Raw genomic sequence first — 15,957 nt, forward strand, 5'->3', positions numbered from 1 at the left:
CTCAGCCGAAGCTCTTGTGCGGAACGCCCACGGTGAGACCGCCGTCGATGACGAACTCGGCGCCGGTGGAGTACGACGACTCGTCGCTGGCCAGGTAGGTCACCAGTGCGGAGACCTCGGCCGGGTCGGCGGCGCGACCGAGCGGGATCTGGAGGAAGTCCTCGGGGATGTTCTCTGTCATCGGAGTGCGGATCAAGCCGGGATGTACGGAATTCACCCGGATCTTGTACTGCGCCAGCTCGAGCGCGGTGGACTTGGTGAGCCCCCGCACGGCGAACTTGGTGGCCGTGTAGCCGTGCAGGCCCGGGCTGCCGCGCATGCCCTCGACGGAGGAGACGTTGATGATCGAGCCGCCGCCCGCCTCGATCATCGCGGGTGTGGCGGCCTGCATGCCGAGGAACGTGCCGGTGAGGTTGATGTCGATGATCCGCTGCCATTCGGCCAGCTCGAACGCGACGAGCAGGTTGCCGTTCACGATGCCCGCGTTGTTCACCAGGACGCTCAGCGACCCGAACCGCTGTACCGCCTCGTCGACGGCCTTGCGCCAGTCGCCCGGCTCGCGCACGTCGAGGTGGACGTAGGCGGCGTTGTCGCCGAGTTCCGCGGCGACCGCGGCGCCCTCGTCGTCGAGCACGTCGCCCAGCACCACGCGCGCGTCCTCGGCGACCAGGGCCCTGGCGTGCGCCGCGCCCATGCCGCGCGCTCCGCCGCTGATCAACGCCACTTTGCCGGTCAACCGCCCCATCCGGGGTACCTCCGTCTCTCGAACCGTCTGTAACACGTTACAGAAGTGCGCCTTGGGCGGCGCGTCTCGCGACAGTAGCCCAGGTGATCGCTCCGGGGTCGCGCGCAGATGTGTCATGATCGTATAGAACGTGTTCTAAAACTTGCCACGGTGTGACCGCTCGGGAGGTACGTCATGACGAACCCCGGCCGAAGCGCGACGCGGTTCGGTGGACGTTTCCGGGTGCCCGACATCGCCGAGGTGCCCGGTGGCCGCCTGGTCGAACTGCCGGGCCGGGGCCGGACCTACGTGGTCGACATCCCGGGCCCGGAGGACGCGCCCGCGCTCGTGCTTTTGCACGCCACGGCCTGCACCGCGTACCTCACCTGGTTCCCGTCGCTGGCGGCGTTGGCGCAGCGGTACCGGGTGATCCTGTTCGACCAGCGCTGGCACGGGCGCGGCATCCGCTCCGAGCGGTTCACCCTGGAGGACTGCGCCGACGACGTGGTGGCCGTGCTCGACGCGCTGCGACTGGATCGGGCCATCTGCGCGGGGTTCTCGCTGGGCGGGATCGTCGGCCTGCTGGCGGCGCATCGCCATCCGGATCGGGTGAGCGGACTGGTGCTCTGCGCGACGCCCTATCGGTTCCGCGAGAAATGGCGCGAGCACGCTTTTCACCGAACGTTCGCGGCCTTCGCCGCCGCCGTGGGGCCCTACTCCTACCGCCGGGCCGAGAAGCTCGCGGGGCGTCTGCCCGAGCTCCCGGTGGTCACCTGGACGGCGGGGCGATTGGATCGCTGGGCACTGGGCGAGTTCCGCAGTACCAGTGGTTGGGCGCTCACCCAGGTGCTCGCCGCGGTCGGACGCTTCGACGCGACCGCGTGGCTGCCGAGCCTGACGATGCCGGCCGCCGTGGTCGTCACGACCCGGGACCGGGCGGTCCCGGTCTACCGCCAGGTCGAGATGGCGACCATGATCCCGGGGGCGAGCACGCACCGTGTCGCGGCCGGGCACGCGTGTTGCGTGCTCGAGGCCGATCGTTTCGTCCCGGTGTTGCTCGAAGCTTGTGCGGCCGTCACGGCGAAGATCTGACGGTGCTCGGTCCTGTCCGGCGGCGATGGCGGACAGTCGACCGGCACTCAGCCCGATGTCCGCGCCGCGGAGAGTAATTCGGAGACCACGCCGGGAACGGCGTCGGTGAGCGCCCCGATGTCCGGCACCAGTTCCTTGCAGGCGATGAAACCGAAGTTCAGCTTGTCGTTGTTCGACAGCACGGTCACCGTCAGGCCCGCGCCGTGGAACACCGGCCCGAACGGGTACATCCCGTCCACCCGGAAGCCGAGGAAGTACAGCGGCATCGGGGGACCGGGCACGTTGGACACCACCAGGTTGTGCACCACGGGGTGCACCTCCGCCAGCTTGAGCGACGAGTACATCCGGGCCGCGAGGCGGAAGGTGTTCGGCGGCGCGTATTTCGACCAGTCCTGCAGGAAGTCCGCACCTATCACCTCGTGCTCTTCCTTGGCCCCGCGATTGGCCTCGGCCACCTCGCGCAAGCGTTCCACCGGGTCGGCGATGTCGGTGCCGAGCGTCGCGAACAGCGCGGAAACCTTGTTGACGCCCGCGGTGTGCCGGGTCGACTCGTGCACGGACACCGGCACGGAGGCGATGAGCGAGCGATCCGGCAATTCGCCGCGTCCGGCCAGATAGGTGCGCAGCGCACCGGCGACGACGGTCAGCACCACGTCGTTCACCTTGACGCCGAACGCGGAGCGGATCTCCTTGATGGCGTCGAGTTCGGCGTCGGTGAACGCGACGGCGCGATGCGGGGTGATGGCGAGATTGAAGGGCGTGCGGGGAGCGGAGAACGGTACCGCCATGCCCGCCTTGTTCTTGCGGCGGCGCTGGGCGAAGCTCGCGACGATACCGACGGTTTTCGGCAGCATGCCGACGATGCCCGCCCGGGCCGGGAACTTCACCACCGCTTCGGCGAGCAGTTGCCAGTCGTTCGGTTTCGGGTCGGGGCGCCACTGCTGGTCGGGGACCTCTTTGGCGGCGCCCGGTTCCGGATCGCATAGGTGCATCATCAGGTTGGCGCCGGTGATGCCGTCCACGGCGGCGTGGTGGTATTTCCAGACCACCGCGACCCTCCCGTCGTCGAGGCCTTCCACCACCGACATCTCCCACAGCGGCCGATCGCGGTCCATGGGGCGGCTGGCGATGTCCCCGACGAGTTCGGCGAGTTCCCGGCGCCCGGCCGGGGGCGCGATCGCGATCCGGCGCACGTGGTAGTCGAGGTCGAAATTCGCGTCCTCCACCCAGACGGGATGGTCGAGATTCAACGGCACCTCGTACACGCGACGGCGCATCTGCGGAATCAGCGGAATCCGCCGGGCCAGTTCGGCTTTGAAGCCCTCGAACGAGTAGTCACCCGACGACGGGTCGAGGATCAGCAGCGCGCACACGTGCAGATGCTGGGTCCCGGTTTCCAAGTAGAGAAAGCTGGCATCCAATCCGGTCAATCGTTCCATAGCAAAAGCCTACTAGAACATGTTCTAGTTTTGTGGCGATCGCGGACGGTGTGATGACTGTCGCGAAGTGATGTCACCGTACAACGGCGGCCGGCCGTTTTGTGTGTTACCGAAGGTTCCATATATGTGTATGATGCTTGCTACGGATTTGTAGGAACGCGCGACGAGTGCGGGCGCGTGCGGATCGAGGAGTATCGATGAAGCTACTTCGCAGGGCAGGGCGGCGGCCCGACACCGACCCGGGCGCGGTGGCGCTGCACGCCCGCAACGTGCGTTTCGACTGGTCGGACACGCCGCTGCGCTGGATGCCCACCGAACCCATCGCCTCGCACCTGATCAACTCGCTCAATCTGCTGCTGCCCGAAGGCGAGCGCATGTTCTGCGCCGCGTACGCCGAAGCGCTGCCGTACGTGCGGGACGAGAAGCTGCGCGAGGCGATGCTCGGATTCATCGGTCAGGAATCGATGCACGCCGAGACGCACGACAAGGTGCTGTACGAGGTGCTCGCCGTGCACGGCATCGATCCGGAGCCCTATCTGCGGCAGGCCGAGTACCTGTTCCGCCGGACGCTCGGGCCGCGTGATGTGGACGGCGTGGCCGAACGGCAGGTGCTGGTCGAGCGGCTGGCTTTCATCGCCTGCCTGGAGCACTTCTTCGCCTACCTCGGTGATTGGGTGCTCAACGCGGATCTGGAGCGGTTCGGCGCAGACCCGCGCATGGCCGACCTGTTCCGCTGGCACGGGGCCGAAGAGGTCGAGCACCGGCACGTCGCGCATGACGTGGCCGTCTACTTCGGTGCCGGCTACCTGCGGCGCGCCGGGCTGATGCTGCTGGTGTTCCCGATCTTCCTGACCTTGGTGGTGCGCGGCACCAAGTTCCTGGTCCACCAGGACCGCGATCTGCCCGATCTCGGTTACCCCCGGTTGCTGGCGAGAGTCTTCGGCGCGATGTGGCGCGGCGCGTTGCCCGGCGTCCCCTCGCTGCTGCGCAGCGCACTGAGCACCTTCGAGCCGGGCTACCACCCGGAGACGGTCGGCTCCACCGCGCAGGCGGTGGCCTACCTGGCCAAATCCCCTGCGGCGCGGGCGATTGCCTCGTGACCATCCCCGACCACCTGCCCGCGGATCTGTTCGGCAGGCGCGACGTCGATCGCACCGTGCGGGTGTTCGACGCGGTCGCCTCGGCGCGATTGCGCTGGACCACGCTGGTCAACCGGCGCGATCCCCGTCCGAAGGTGGACGACCGGCGGATGGCGCTGGTCGTCACCGAACGCCGGATCGAGGCGCACGACCAAGACGTGGTCGGCCTGCGGCTGGCCGCCCCCGACGGACGCGCGCTGCCGCCTTGGCGCCCCGGCGCCCACCTCGACCTCGAACTGCCATCCGGCCGCCTGCGCCAGTACTCGCTGTGCGGCGATCCGGCCGACGTCCGCGCCTACCGGGTGGCGGTGCGCCGGATCCCGGAAGGCGGCGGTGGCTCGGTGGAGGTGCACGACTCCCTTCCGGTGGGCTCGCCGATCGTGGTGCGCGGTCCACGTAACGCGTTCCCCTTCGCCGTGCCCGGCTACGGATCTCCCGCGAGGCGACTGCATTTCGTCGCGGGCGGCATCGGCGTCACGCCGATCCTGCCCATGGCCAGGCTGGCGCACCGGCTCGGCATCGAGTGGTCGATGGTGTACACCGGGCGCAGCCGCGCCACACTGCCGTTCCTCGACGAGATCGAGGGCTTCGGCGACCGCGTCGTGGTGCGCACCGACGACGAGCACGGGCTTCCCGACGCGGGCGCCCTACTGCCCGGCGTCGGTCCCGATACCGCGATCTACAGCTGCGGTCCGGCGCCGATGATCGCCGTGATCGCCGCCGCCGTGCGCGAAATGCCTTCCGTGGAACTGCATTCCGAGCGGTTCTCGCCACCGCCGATCGTGAACGGCAAGCCGTTCGAAATCCGATTCGCCTCCACCGGGGAGGTCATCGAGGTCGGCGCGACGCGCACCGCGCTCGACGCCATCCTCGCGTCCCGGCCGGACCGTCCGTACTCGTGCAGGCAGGGTTTCTGCCGCACGTGCAAGGTCCGGGTGCTGGCCGGCGAACCCGACCACCGCGACAGCGTGCTCACCGCCGCCGAACGCTCGGCGGGCGCGATGCTCGTCTGCGTCTCGCGCGCCGATGGCGGACGCCTCGTGCTCGATCTGTGATCCGGCCTCCCGATCGGCCAAGGAGAATGATGACCACCACCGAAATCGCCGAACTCCCCGCGATCGAACGAACCGTGCGCAGCGGCGAATTCGACCTCGCCGTCTACGAATACGGCGACCCGGCCGCAGAGACCGTCGTGCTGGTGCACGGCTGGCCGGATACCCATCACCTGTGGGACGCGGTCGTGCCACTACTGGCCCGGCGATTCCACGTCGTCGCCTACGACACCCGCGGGCACGGCCGTTCCACCCGCACCCGGCGCACCGCCGACTTCCGGCTCGATCGCCTAGCCGTGGACTTCTACGCGGTCGCCGACGCGGTGAGCCCCGACCGGCCCGTGCATGTGCTCGCCCACGACTGGGGTTCGGTGCAGGTGTGGGAAGCGGTGTGCGAGCCGCGCGCCGCCACTCGGGTCGCGTCGTTCACCTCGGTGTCGGGGCCGAACCTGGACCACGTCGGCAAGTGGATCCGCAACCGGCTCGCCCGTCCGACCCCGCGCAACGTTTGGCAGCCGTTCACCCAGCTGCTGTCGTCGGCCTACACCTTCTTCTTCATGACTCCCGGGCTGCCGCGCGCCGCCTTCGGCCTAGCCGGGACCGAACGCGTGTGGCAGCGGGTGGTTTCGATCATGAACGAGACCGCGCCGTCGAACGTGCGGCTCGGCCCGACCTTCCGCGCCGACATCGTCGACGGCCTGTTGATCTATCGCGCGAACATCGTGCAGCGCATGCTCGCCCCGCGCGAGCGGCACACCGAGGTGCCGGTGCAGCTGATCGTCGCCGGACGCGACGTCGCCGTGCGGCCCGCGGGATTCGACGACGAACACAAGTGGACCGGGCGGCTGTGGCGGCGGGATGTGCCCGCCGGACACTGGATGCCGTTCTCGCATCCGAAATTACTGGCCACCGCGACCACCGAACTGATCGACACCCTCGGCGGCTCGGCGGCGCCCCGGACGCTGCGCCGCGCCGAGGTGGGTCGCACCGGGCGGCCGTTCGACGATCAGCTGGTGGTCATCACGGGCGCGGGCAGCGGTATCGGCCGGGCGACCGCGCTCGCCCTGGCCCGTCGCGGGGCCGAGATCGTGGTGTCCGACATCGATCTCGCGGCCGCGAAGGAGACCGCCGAGCTGATCACCGCCGAACACGGTGTGGCGCATGCCTATCCGCTCGACGTCGCCGACGAAGACGAGATGCGGACGCACGCAGCGACCGTGCTGGAGACCCACGGCGTGCCGGACATCCTGATCAACAACGCCGGAATCGGACAGGCCGGGGGATTCTTCGAGACGTCGGCGGCGGAATTCGACCGGGTGATGCGGATCAATCTCGGCGGCGTACTGAACGGCTGTCGCGCGTTCGGCCCGGTCATGGCCGAGCGCGGCCTCGGCGGGCACATCGTGAACCTCTCGAGCATGGCCGCCTACAGTCCGCAACAAGGGTTCAGCGCCTATTCCACCAGCAAGTCGGCGGTGTTCATGTTCTCCGACTGTCTACGGGCCGAAGTGGCCGGGCGCGGGATCTCGGTGCACACCATCTGCCCTGGCATCGTGCACACCGACATCGTGCGGCGCACTCGGTTCTCCGGTGTCAGCGCGGAGGAGGAGCAGCGCAAGCAGGAGCGTTACGACAGCCTCTATCGGATGCGGCGTTACGGCCCGGAGAAGGTGGCCGAGCGGATCGTGCGCGCCATCGAGGGCGATCGCAGCGTCGTGCCGGTGACGCCGGAGGCCCACCTGCAATACCACTTCGGGCGGCTCGCGCCCGCCGTCGTGCGATTCCTGGCGGCGCGGGTGAAGCTGACCTGATCAGGAGGCGAGGGCACGGGCGAGTTCGGCCTCCACGGCCACGACTCGCTCGGGCTCGACGCCCCACGGCTGCTCGACGCCGACCCGGCGGTCCAGATCCCACAGCACGCATTCCTCGCCCGGAGCCGCCACGAACGACCACGCCACCACCGTGCGGCCGAGCTGCTCCGCCATGCTGCCGTGCGAATCGACCGGCGGCCCGGCGCCTTCCGGGAAGTGGTGCAGGAAGCGGCCGTAGGCCGTCGCGCAGAACTCCGCGTAGCGCTTGGTGCACAGGATGAACCCGTGCCATGCCTCGTCCACCGCGTGCGACGGCATGCCGATCACCTGGTCGTCCCGCATGGCCGCGCCGCAGCACAACAGCCACTGCCGCAATCCCTTGTCCACCAATTCCCGCGGCTGCCATGGGCAGGTCTTGTAGACGGCCTCGGGCAGTTCCAGCGCGTCGACGGCGGCGCGCACGGTCGCCAGGTCGAACTCGCGCGCCGGAGATCTACGGAACCTGAAGTTCACCACAGTTCACTGTACGTGCGCGTCGATGGGCCGCTACCGTTCTGACATGAGCGCACTCATCCTTCTTTTCATTCTTTTGATGGTGCTGCTCCTCGTGGCGGTTCCGATCATCATCGTGGTCGTCGTCATCCGCTCGCAGCGCAACCGGTACCTGCCGCCGCCCCCCTATGGTGGGTGGGGCGTCGGGAATCGAAGCGGGGGATATCACGAGGGGGGTTACACGGATCCGTTCTGGGCGGCCGGCGGCGCCGGTTTGATCGGCGGGTTCGATCAGCCGAGCGGCTGCGGGGGCGGACATCACCACCACCACGACCATCACCACCACGGCAGCAGTTGCGGCGGGGGAAGCAGTAGTGGTTGCGGTGGGGGAAGCAGTTCCAGTTGCAGCGGCGGCAGCAGTTCCAGCTGTGGCGGCGGCAGTAGCTCCAGCTGTGGCGGGGGCAGCAGCTCCAGCTGCGGCGGCGGTTCCTGACGCACGATTTGACCTCAACACACCTTGAGGTTTCATGCTGATCTTCGTCGATAGGCGGCAAGGAACGGCGAAGGGTGTGTCATGAGGGTTGTACAAGCCGGTGAGTTCGGTGGGCCAGAGGTGCTCGTGGTGCGGGAGCTGCCGGATCCTACGGCCGGGCCGGGTGAGGTGGTCGTCGACGTAGCCGCCGCGGATGTGATGTTCCTGGACACTCGGCTGCGTTCGGGCTGGGGCATCGACTTCTTCGCGATCGAGCTGCCCTACGTGCCCGGCGGCGCGATCGCCGGTGTGGTGGCGTCGGTCGGTCCAGGCGTCGATCCGTCCTGGGTCGGCAAGCGAGTGTCGACGCCCACCTCGGCCAGCGGCATCGGCGGAGGCCTGCCGATCGGCGGATACGCCGAGAAAGCACTGGCCAAGGCGGACACGCTGGTGACTTCGCCCGAGGGGCTGACCCCGGCGCAGGCCGTCGCGCTCACCCACGACGGCAGGACGGCGCTCGCCGTGTTCGACCGCGCCGCTGTCCAACCGGGGGAATGGGTGCTGATCACCGCCGCGGCCGGCGGGCTGGGCGTCCTGTTGATCCAGCTGGCCCGCGCCGCGGGCGCGAACGTCGTCGCCGCCGCGCGTGGCGCCACGAAGCTGGAACTGGCCGCGCGGCTCGGGGCGACCGCGGTGGTCGACTACTCCGCGCCCGATTGGGCGGCCGAGGCGCGCGCGGCGACCGGGGGAGCGGGCGCGCACGTGGTGCTCGACGGCGCGGGCGGCGCGCTCGGCGAAGCCGCCCTCTCGGTCGCCGCGGACGGCGGGCGCTTCCTCGGATACGGCGCTGCCGCAGGTGAATTCGCCACACTGGACCGGGACGACGCGGCGGCGCGCGGTGTCACCGTCTACGGGCTGTTCGACATCACCGGTTCGGATGTCGATTGGCAGGCGCTGGCCCGGCGCGCCCAGGACGAGGTCGCCGCGGGGCGCTTGGAGGTCGTCATCGGCCAGACCTTCCCGCTCGACGAAGCCCATCGGGCGCATGCCGCCATCGAGTCCCGAGCGGCCGTCGGGCGCACTTTGTTAACAGTGTGAACAAAGCGGCGAACTGGACAATTGACGTAGTGCGAGGTCCCGGCGACGGCGCTAGGGTGCCGGGGTGGAGACTCTGCTCGTCGTCGGTATCGTCATCGTGGTCCTCGGCTTCGTCGTCGCTGTCGTGGCGTTCGCCAGCCGGCCACCCAAGGAAGCCGAGCTGTGGGACGACCGGGACGACGCCGACAACTACGAGGACGGCTGGGACGAGGACTATCGCGACGACTGACCCCGCTCCGCCGGGGTCAGCACCACGACCGCGATGGGCCGCTTGGTCAGCTTCTGATAGGCGCTGTAGCGACCCTTGTTCACCTTGTCGACGAGCGCCCACCGCCGGGCGTACTCGGGATCATCCGGCGACGTCGCCCGGGCCCGCACCGTCAGTTTCCGCCGCCCGACCTGGATCTCGCACTCCGGCCGCGCCTTCAGATTCGCCAGCCACCCCGGCGGCCGCGGCGACCCGCCGTTGGACGCCGTCACCAGATAGTCCCCGCCGTCGCGCGCGTACGTCAGCGCCGAAGTCCGCTGCGCACCGGACTTACGCCCCACCGTCCGCAGCAGCAGCGTCGGATTCCCCAGCAGCAGCCGATGCCCCACGAGCCCACCACTGTTCTCGTACACCCACTGATGCGCCTTCAGCACTTTCGTGAACAGACCGGCCATACCTGACCCTCCAGTAAGTTTCCGAAGCCTCCACCCTAAGCCAGGCGACTGGTTTCCACCCCTTGGGACCCGGTAGCATCCACAACGCTCGCGGTTCCCGCGGCACGGGGCGGTAGCTCAGTCGGTTAGAGCCGTGGACTCATAATCCATTGGTCGCGGGTTCGAGCCCCGCCCGCCCCACAAATAGGCTCTGATCAGCGAGTTTGTTTCTCGCGAGAGGTTTCGATCCAGGACAGCGCTCGCGTTCACCAATGGATTATCGCGGTAGCGCTGGGGCCATGGGGACCGCTTCGCTGGACGACACCCGCGAGCCGGCCGACGACTTCGCGACCGAGCTGCGGAGGAAGATCCGCGGCATCCGGCATGCGACTCCGGAGGGCTCGCTGCGGTAACCGGCCGGTTGACTGCCGCACCTTCTGCGCCAACACCCCGTTGGTAGCCGGGTGTCCCACCGGACTATGGACCGAGCTTCGCTATATCGGAGCATCCCGACCTGGCTATGCGCGTGCTGTGAAGCATTCACGGCCTGGGGCAAGCCGTTTCGCTCGCCTCTCGCCAGTACCGAGGCGAGTGCCGTCCCGCCCGAAATCGGACGGGGAATGAATCAATGCTGTACGCGCACAGGGCGATCACCGCAGTTTCGCTCGTGCTGTTCAGGTGTACATCGCCGTCGCCCGGTTCAAGTTCACCTCCGACGCCGAGGGTTACGTGCCCCTGTAGCCATAGGTGGTGATGTCTCGTTGGGGGCGGTTCGACGCGGTGGCGCTACGATCACGCTAACTTTCTGAGAGGAAATCATGACCAAGTCGACGGCCTTCGCCGCTGTGTTCTCCGCGGCCGCTGCCGCTCTGTTCTTCCTGCCCGCCGCACCCGCGCATGCCCAGTCCCCGCAGTGCGCCAAGGCCATCGAGTTGATCAACATCGCGATCGACACGAACGGCGGCACCCTGGACGGGGCGACGGCGGAAGCGCTGTCCGGCAGGCTGAGCGGCCTCGCCGATCTGGCCCAGGGCGCGGAGAAGGATGTCATCTCCGCCTATGCCTACGCGCTGGTAGACGAGAACGTCACCGATCTCAACCCCTACACCGACGAACTCAATCGCGTCTGCGCCTGACCGCGACCAGGTCTCAGGTCGTGGCTCGAGATCGGCCGCGACAAATGCCCGCGTTTGCCCCCACGAATAGTCTGTGGGGGCAAACCGGGCTAGCAGGTCCCCGTGGGGCCGGCACATCATGTGCCGCTCATATCCGGGTCGATTCGGCGTAGCGCGGAGGCCAGCCATTCGCTCTCGCGGTGCTCTGTCGGCATCGCGGCCAGTCCGTGTGTCGCCTCCGCCACCGCTTCGGCCGTTTGCCCCAGCAGAGCCAGGACGCCCCCGCGCTGCACGGCCCCGAATCCGGTACTCCACCAATACATCGACGCGGGAGGTTCGATGCCGTCCGCCGCTTCTGTCGCCGCGTCGGCCATGGACAGCGCGCGCTGTGCTTCGCGCCTCTCTCCATGCGCAGCCAGCAGTTCAGCTCGCCGCATTCGCCCGTAAGCGCTGACGATGGGGTGCGCATTCTGTACGGCCAATGCGGCGTCCGACAGAGCGACGACCTGCCCGAAGTTTCCCGCGCTGACAGTCACGTAGCCGAGGAACCCCAGGCTGTGCGCAAGCCGGTCCGGATCGCGGGACTCCTTCGCCAGGCTCACTGCTGTGCCGACGCTACGCCGTGCGGCGACGTCGGCGCCGATCGCATGTTCCAACCATCCCCGGTACTGCGTGACCTCCGACGCGAGAGCCGCCGCCTCGACCTCCGCCGTGCGTGCCTCACGGGCGAATGCCTCGGTCATGGCTGACATGCCTCGTACCGCCGGAAGTACCGTGACCGCCCCGGCCGCGTCCTCGATGCGGCGCGTAGCCGCCAACATCACCGCCACGTCGGAGAGCGCGTGGGCGTCCACGCTGGCCGGTCTTCGCGCCACCATCGTCAGCCGCTCCAGGTCCGCGCCCAGCACCCTCTCGTAGGCGGCGGAGACACCGGCAGGTACCGGACGCCGACCGTTCTCGATCAGCGACAAGTAAGCCTTGCTGTAGTAGCTCCGCTCGGCCATCGCGCGCAGCGAGATACCCGCTGACTCGCGTGCGGCGCGCAGGAGCGCACCCGGTTCCATAACTCCAGCCTAAGGGTTCGGGAGGGGCTGTGGGCGCCTGTGAACAGCGAAATCGTATGCGGCACAGCTGTATCTCATAGCGTCGATCGCAGCCCCGCTGCCGAGTGGACAGTTTCCTCGGCGGCGGCAGCTCACCAACGACAGGGGACGAAGGGCAGGGGAATGCACGCACTCGGCTGGATTGATCCGACATCACCGACACCGGAATGGGACTTCGCGCAGGTGCGCCGCTTGGCGCGGCGGCTGGGGTACGAGCTGTGCTGGGCCGACCCTGGTTCAGTGCTCGGTCTGGTCGAACAGGCTGAGTCTTCGGAGGCCGAAGTGATATTGCTGCCGTCGTCGGCGCATGTGGACGCCGTGGTGCTGGACCGCTTGATGGCGATCGCCGACGTCGAATGCGCGACGCCGCGAGCGTCATTCGGGCGCTGGGCACCGGTGGGCGGGATGCGCCGGTGAGCGCGGCAGAAGTCGGACGCGTCTTCGATATCGGCATGCCGCTCGCGGTCGTCGTCGCAATGAACTTGGCCATCCGACTATGACGACCGGCGGACCGTCAGTGGTTGCGTCCTCGGTAGTCGAGGCAGGCACGGCCGTCGGTGGGTGGGGTAGTGGGTGTCATGGCTTCGGTGTAGGCGCGCAATCCTTCGGCGAGCTTGCCTGCCAGATTCTCCAGGTGTTCGGGGCGGAGGTGCTTCCCGAAGGCGGCGGCATCGAGCAGTTGCCTGCGTACGGCGTTGATCTGCGAGTAGGCGAACTGGGTGGGCTCGAGGTCCGGCATGCTCCGGCACCCTACCTCGAGTCGAACATGTTTTCGATACACGTGGGGTCCGGGGCGTCGGACTTTCTGGCCGGGCACAGCGCTCTCGAAACCGGCGGGCTCCGCCTCGCATGTCCCACACCGCCCGGCTAACGTCCGGCGAGCTCCGCGACGATCGGAGCGAACCTGTCGGCGAAGTCGGCGCCGAAGACGAAGTAGGAGAAGCCTATCTCCTCCCGTCGCCGCTGGATTTCCTCGGCGGCGGCCGCCGGATCATCCGGAAGTACGGTCACCGCGTCTGCCGCGCGAAGTGCCGCTGGGTCGGTGTCGGGCGGCGCCATGTGCGGCGCGACAGCGTCACCGATAACCGGGACGGCGAGCGCGAGTTCGACGTCCCCGTTGGCGCGGAAGTCGCGTGCCAGCCGCTCGACTTCGCCCCGAGGCTGATCCCCCAGCGCGAAGGTGACCGTGTCGGCGAACTCGGCCGCCAGCGCCCGGGCCTTCGGACCGTATACGGCCATCGCCACGGGCGTGTGACGGTCGGGGCCGTCGAGATCTCGCAGCCTCGTGACCGTCTCACGTACCTGTGCCAGCCGCTCGTTCGGCGGTGGTACGGCGGGCAGTCCCTTGTCGCGGAGTTCGTCCTCGATTCCCGGTCTGCCGGTGCCGATGCCCATCTCGAAGCGGCCGTCGGTCAGTAGCGACAGCGAATGCGCTTCCCACGCCGTCAGCCAGGCCGGGCGTAGCGGAGAGGCGTACACCCACGTGCCCACGCGCAGGTCGGTCAGGGCCGCGGCGGTGGCCAGCATGGGGCCGGGCGCCGGTTGCATCTGCGGGAAGTCGGGCACCAGCAGCGTCGAGTAGCCGCTGTCGGCGATGCGGCGCACGCGATCTCGCCACGTCGGCAGGTCGGTTCTGAGCGGGGCAACGACCCCGAATCGAAACGGTCTAGTCATGTCCGGACTCCTGTCATTCGGTCTCTCCAGAGGAATCGACGACGGATCCATCCGAAATTAATCGGTGCAGCCGAGATCGTGTGCACGCTTCTGCGAGCGCCGTGAACTCGGCACTACCGAGCGGTCGTGAGTGACAGCTTTGTGACCAGGAAGATCCTTCCGGACGGGTTGACGCAAGACGGCGGTACACGGGTGTCCGCTCGGCCGACATCCCCGCTGTGACCAGGTCTAACACCGTGTCAGTGGACGTGTCAGGCCGGTATCAGGCCCGTGTCAGCCATCCTGGCGACAGTTGTCCACATGAACAGCACAGCGATCGCGGCTTCCGGGCTGCGGAAGGCATACGGGGACAGGACGATCCTCGATGGCATCGATCTGAATATCGGTGCAGGGACGATTTTCTCGCTGCTCGGTCCGAATGGGGCGGGTAAGACGACGACGGTGAACGTGCTGACCACGCTGCTGAAGGCCGATGGCGGCACGGCGCGGGTGGCCGGGCACGATATCGCGACCGAACCCAAAGCGGTGCGCGCGGCGATCGGGGTCACCGGCCAGTTCGCGGCGGTGGACGATCTGCTGACCGGGGAGGAGAACCTCTGGCTGATGGCGGATCTGCATCATCTGCGGGCCGCCGAGGGCAAGCGGGTGGTCGCCGAATTGCTGGAACGGTTCGATCTGGTGGAATCGGCGCGAAAGCCGGCCTCGGCCTATTCCGGGGGCATGCGCCGGAAATTGGACCTGGCGATGACGCTGGTCACCAAGCCGGCCATCGTTTTCCTGGACGAGCCGACGACCGGACTGGATCCGCGCAGCCGTCGCACCATGTGGGAAATCGTCCGGGAGTTGACGGACGGCGGTGTCACGATCTTCCTCACCACCCAGTACCTCGAGGAAGCCGATCAGCTGGCCGACCGGATCGCGGTGCTCGACCAGGGCCGCATCGTCGGCGAAGGCACACCCGAGGAACTCAAGCGCCGCGTGCCCGGCAGCCACATCCGGCTCCGGTTCGCCGACGTCACGGCGCTCGACGCGGCGGCGCGGATCCTGCCCGGCGCCACCCGCGACGACGAGGCCCTGACCTTGCGGGTCCCGGGCGACGGCGGCACGAAATCACTGCGGGACCTGCTGGACCGGCTCGCCGAACACTCGATCGACGCCGACGAGGTCTCCGTCCACACCCCCGACCTCGACGACGTTTTCCTTTCCCTGACCGGTCACGCCACCACGGAGGCTGTCGCACAATGAGCACCATTTCCGCACCGCTGGCCGATTCGTCGATCATGCTGCGTCGCAACTTCAAGCACATCGCCCGGAGTCCGGTCACCATATTCAACGCGGCTTTCATGCCGGTCGTGATGATGCTGATCTTCGTGTACGTATTCGGCAACGCGTTCGATGTCGGCGAACAGTACATCAACTACGCGACACCGGGCATGATCCTGCTGGCCATCAGTTACGGGTTGTCGGGCACCGCGGTATCGGTGAGTTCCGATATGGCGAAGGGCATCATCAACCGTTTCAAGGTCATGGACGTCTCCCGCAGCGCCGTACTGACCGGCCATGTCGCGGCCACCATTCTGACCAATGTGGTAGCCATCGCGGCCGTGCTCGGTGTGGCATTCCTGCTGGGCTTCCGGTCGTCGGCGACCGCACTCCACTGGCTCGGCGCGATCGGCATCATGGCGGCCACATCGTTCGCGGCCTCCTGGCTCACGGTCGCACTGGGCATGGCCGCGAAGACTCCGGAATCCGCGGGCATGACCGTGGTGCCGCTGATCATGCTGCCGTTCGTGAGCAGCGCCATCGTGCCCGCCGACCAGATGGGACAGGGTATCCGGCAGTTCGCCCGGTATCAGCCCTTCACGCCGATCATCGAAGCCTTGCGTGGGTTTCTCGGCGGCCATCCTTCCGGCGGCTACACCGCGGCCGCGCTCGCCTGGTGCGCCGGGTTCGCCCTGGTCGGATACCTGTGGTCACGGGCCACGTTCAACAAGCGCGCGTAGTCGCCCGGCTGACCACGCTGATCGGGGCGCGTCCGCGATGCGCCGAAGGCGGCGTCACCGGCCGGGTCCGCCACTCATTTCACACACCGAACAATTTCGAG

18 protein-coding genes and 1 tRNA gene are annotated in these 15,957 nt (G+C 68.1%); 11 read left to right on the plus strand and 8 right to left on the minus strand.

Features of this window, described 5'->3' with window-relative positions:
* Window position 1: 1 nt before the first annotated feature.
* Window positions 2-745 (minus strand): glucose 1-dehydrogenase, encoded by a 744-nt coding sequence (locus ABZ420_RS05550; RefSeq protein ID WP_357117349.1) that lies wholly within the window; start codon window positions 743-745, stop codon window positions 2-4.
* 174 nt (window positions 746-919) lie between these two features.
* Here ABZ420_RS05550 and ABZ420_RS05555 point away from each other — a divergent pair, with 174 nt between their 5' ends.
* On the plus strand, window positions 920-1,816 hold the full coding sequence (locus ABZ420_RS05555; RefSeq protein ID WP_357117351.1) for an alpha/beta hydrolase: 897 nt from the start codon (window positions 920-922) through the stop codon (window positions 1,814-1,816).
* A gap of 47 nt (window positions 1,817-1,863) precedes the next feature.
* On the opposite strand, the gene ABZ420_RS05560 is transcribed toward ABZ420_RS05555, so the two are convergent.
* Window positions 1,864-3,255 (minus strand): wax ester/triacylglycerol synthase family O-acyltransferase, encoded by a 1,392-nt coding sequence (locus ABZ420_RS05560; RefSeq protein ID WP_357117353.1) that lies wholly within the window; start codon window positions 3,253-3,255, stop codon window positions 1,864-1,866.
* 197 nt (window positions 3,256-3,452) lie between these two features.
* Here ABZ420_RS05560 and ABZ420_RS05565 point away from each other — a divergent pair, with 197 nt between their 5' ends.
* Genes ABZ420_RS05565 through ABZ420_RS05575 form a run of 3 tightly spaced genes read left to right on the plus strand, consistent with a single transcriptional unit; the run spans window position 3,453 to window position 7,257 of the window.
* Window positions 3,453-4,355: a metal-dependent hydrolase gene (locus ABZ420_RS05565; protein WP_357117355.1), complete on the plus strand. Its 903-nt coding sequence runs from the start codon at window positions 3,453-3,455 to the stop codon at window positions 4,353-4,355.
* On the plus strand, window positions 4,352-5,449 hold the full coding sequence (locus ABZ420_RS05570) for a PDR/VanB family oxidoreductase (protein ID WP_357117357.1): 1,098 nt from the start codon (window positions 4,352-4,354) through the stop codon (window positions 5,447-5,449). Before ABZ420_RS05565 ends, ABZ420_RS05570 begins: the two co-directional genes overlap by 4 nt.
* Before the next feature lie 29 nt (window positions 5,450-5,478).
* Window positions 5,479-7,257, plus strand: coding sequence for an SDR family oxidoreductase (locus tag ABZ420_RS05575; protein WP_357117359.1), 1,779 nt, complete (start codon window positions 5,479-5,481; stop codon window positions 7,255-7,257).
* On the opposite strand, the gene ABZ420_RS05580 is transcribed toward ABZ420_RS05575, so the two are convergent.
* Entirely contained in the window at window positions 7,258-7,728 is a 471-nt protein-coding gene (locus ABZ420_RS05580; RefSeq protein WP_357117435.1) for a hypothetical protein, read from the minus strand.
* Between the two features lie 357 nt (window positions 7,729-8,085).
* Window positions 8,086-8,247 (minus strand): hypothetical protein, encoded by a 162-nt coding sequence (locus ABZ420_RS05585; RefSeq protein WP_357117361.1) that lies wholly within the window; start codon window positions 8,245-8,247, stop codon window positions 8,086-8,088.
* Between the two features lie 76 nt (window positions 8,248-8,323).
* Between ABZ420_RS05585 and ABZ420_RS05590 the strand changes: the two genes are divergently transcribed.
* Together ABZ420_RS05590 and ABZ420_RS05595 are read left to right on the plus strand one after the other, a co-directional pair.
* On the plus strand, window positions 8,324-9,319 hold the full coding sequence (locus ABZ420_RS05590; RefSeq protein ID WP_357117363.1) for a zinc-binding dehydrogenase: 996 nt from the start codon (window positions 8,324-8,326) through the stop codon (window positions 9,317-9,319).
* A 64-nt stretch (window positions 9,320-9,383) separates the two neighbouring features.
* Complete coding sequence (locus tag ABZ420_RS05595; RefSeq protein WP_357117365.1) at window positions 9,384-9,548, plus strand: hypothetical protein; 165 nt, start codon at window positions 9,384-9,386, stop codon at window positions 9,546-9,548.
* Here ABZ420_RS05595 and ABZ420_RS05600 read toward each other — a convergent pair.
* Window positions 9,533-9,982: a nitroreductase/quinone reductase family protein gene (locus tag ABZ420_RS05600; protein WP_357117367.1), complete on the minus strand. Its 450-nt coding sequence runs from the start codon at window positions 9,980-9,982 to the stop codon at window positions 9,533-9,535. The two genes, ABZ420_RS05595 and ABZ420_RS05600, sit on opposite strands and share 16 nt — an antisense overlap.
* 106 nt (window positions 9,983-10,088) lie before the next feature.
* On the opposite strand from ABZ420_RS05600, the gene ABZ420_RS05605 reads away from it, so the two are divergent.
* Both ABZ420_RS05605 and ABZ420_RS05610 read left to right on the plus strand, forming a co-directional pair.
* Window positions 10,089-10,162: transfer RNA gene (locus ABZ420_RS05605), tRNA-Ile, on the plus strand.
* Between the two features lie 617 nt (window positions 10,163-10,779).
* Window positions 10,780-11,097: a hypothetical protein gene (locus ABZ420_RS05610; protein ID WP_040865686.1), complete on the plus strand. Its 318-nt coding sequence runs from the start codon at window positions 10,780-10,782 to the stop codon at window positions 11,095-11,097.
* Between the two features lie 116 nt (window positions 11,098-11,213).
* On the opposite strand, the gene ABZ420_RS05615 is transcribed toward ABZ420_RS05610, so the two are convergent.
* Window positions 11,214-12,140, minus strand: coding sequence for a helix-turn-helix transcriptional regulator (locus tag ABZ420_RS05615; protein ID WP_357117369.1), 927 nt, complete (start codon window positions 12,138-12,140; stop codon window positions 11,214-11,216).
* A 162-nt stretch (window positions 12,141-12,302) separates the two neighbouring features.
* On the opposite strand from ABZ420_RS05615, the gene ABZ420_RS05620 reads away from it, so the two are divergent.
* Window positions 12,303-12,596, plus strand: a complete 294-nt coding sequence (locus ABZ420_RS05620) for a hypothetical protein (RefSeq protein ID WP_357117371.1) — start codon at window positions 12,303-12,305, stop codon at window positions 12,594-12,596.
* A 97-nt stretch (window positions 12,597-12,693) separates the two neighbouring features.
* Here the strand turns inward: ABZ420_RS05620 and ABZ420_RS05625 are convergent, their stop codons facing one another.
* Both ABZ420_RS05625 and ABZ420_RS05630 read right to left on the minus strand, forming a co-directional pair.
* A complete protein-coding gene (locus tag ABZ420_RS05625) occupies window positions 12,694-12,918 on the minus strand; it encodes a DUF6374 family protein (protein ID WP_357117373.1) in 225 nt (74 codons plus the stop codon).
* Window positions 12,919-13,046: 128 nt separating this feature from the next.
* Window positions 13,047-13,853 carry an LLM class flavin-dependent oxidoreductase gene (locus ABZ420_RS05630; RefSeq protein WP_357117375.1) on the minus strand — a complete coding sequence of 269 codons (807 nt, stop codon included), beginning with the start codon at window positions 13,851-13,853 and terminating at the stop codon, window positions 13,047-13,049.
* Between the two features lie 300 nt (window positions 13,854-14,153).
* Here ABZ420_RS05630 and ABZ420_RS05635 point away from each other — a divergent pair, with 300 nt between their 5' ends.
* Both ABZ420_RS05635 and ABZ420_RS05640 read left to right on the plus strand, forming a co-directional pair.
* Window positions 14,154-15,098 carry an ATP-binding cassette domain-containing protein gene (locus ABZ420_RS05635; RefSeq protein ID WP_357117377.1) on the plus strand — a complete coding sequence of 315 codons (945 nt, stop codon included), beginning with the start codon at window positions 14,154-14,156 and terminating at the stop codon, window positions 15,096-15,098.
* Window positions 15,095-15,856 (plus strand): ABC transporter permease, encoded by a 762-nt coding sequence (locus ABZ420_RS05640; protein ID WP_357117379.1) that lies wholly within the window; start codon window positions 15,095-15,097, stop codon window positions 15,854-15,856. Before ABZ420_RS05635 ends, ABZ420_RS05640 begins: the two co-directional genes overlap by 4 nt.
* Window positions 15,857-15,957: the final 101 nt, after the last annotated feature.

The sequence above is a fragment of the Nocardia sp. NPDC005745 genome, assembly GCF_040630775.1.
Classification (GTDB): domain Bacteria; phylum Actinomycetota; class Actinomycetes; order Mycobacteriales; family Mycobacteriaceae; genus Nocardia.

Bases quoted from the DNA above. Each gene is read 5' to 3' on its own strand.
- ABZ420_RS05625 (WP_357117373.1), bottom strand. From the start codon at position 12,918: ATGCCGGACCTCGAGCCCACCCAGTTCGCCTACTCGCAGATCAACGCC.
- ABZ420_RS05640 (WP_357117379.1), top strand. From the start codon at position 15,095: ATGAGCACCATTTCCGCACCGCTGGCCGATTCGTCGATCATGCTGCGT.
- ABZ420_RS05575 (WP_357117359.1), top strand. From the start codon at position 5,479: ATGACCACCACCGAAATCGCCGAACTCCCCGCGATCGAACGAACCGTG.
- ABZ420_RS05555 (WP_357117351.1), top strand. From the start codon at position 920: ATGACGAACCCCGGCCGAAGCGCGACGCGGTTCGGTGGACGTTTCCGG.
- ABZ420_RS05600 (WP_357117367.1), bottom strand. From the start codon at position 9,982: ATGGCCGGTCTGTTCACGAAAGTGCTGAAGGCGCATCAGTGGGTGTAC.
- ABZ420_RS05560 (WP_357117353.1), bottom strand. From the start codon at position 3,255: ATGGAACGATTGACCGGATTGGATGCCAGCTTTCTCTACTTGGAAACC.
- ABZ420_RS05615 (WP_357117369.1), bottom strand. From the start codon at position 12,140: ATGGAACCGGGTGCGCTCCTGCGCGCCGCACGCGAGTCAGCGGGTATC.
- ABZ420_RS05590 (WP_357117363.1), top strand. From the start codon at position 8,324: ATGAGGGTTGTACAAGCCGGTGAGTTCGGTGGGCCAGAGGTGCTCGTG.
- ABZ420_RS05630 (WP_357117375.1), bottom strand. From the start codon at position 13,853: ATGACTAGACCGTTTCGATTCGGGGTCGTTGCCCCGCTCAGAACCGAC.
- ABZ420_RS05565 (WP_357117355.1), top strand. From the start codon at position 3,453: ATGAAGCTACTTCGCAGGGCAGGGCGGCGGCCCGACACCGACCCGGGC.
- ABZ420_RS05610 (WP_040865686.1), top strand. From the start codon at position 10,780: ATGACCAAGTCGACGGCCTTCGCCGCTGTGTTCTCCGCGGCCGCTGCC.
- ABZ420_RS05620 (WP_357117371.1), top strand. From the start codon at position 12,303: ATGCACGCACTCGGCTGGATTGATCCGACATCACCGACACCGGAATGG.
- ABZ420_RS05550 (WP_357117349.1), bottom strand. From the start codon at position 745: ATGGGGCGGTTGACCGGCAAAGTGGCGTTGATCAGCGGCGGAGCGCGC.
- ABZ420_RS05635 (WP_357117377.1), top strand. From the start codon at position 14,154: ATGAACAGCACAGCGATCGCGGCTTCCGGGCTGCGGAAGGCATACGGG.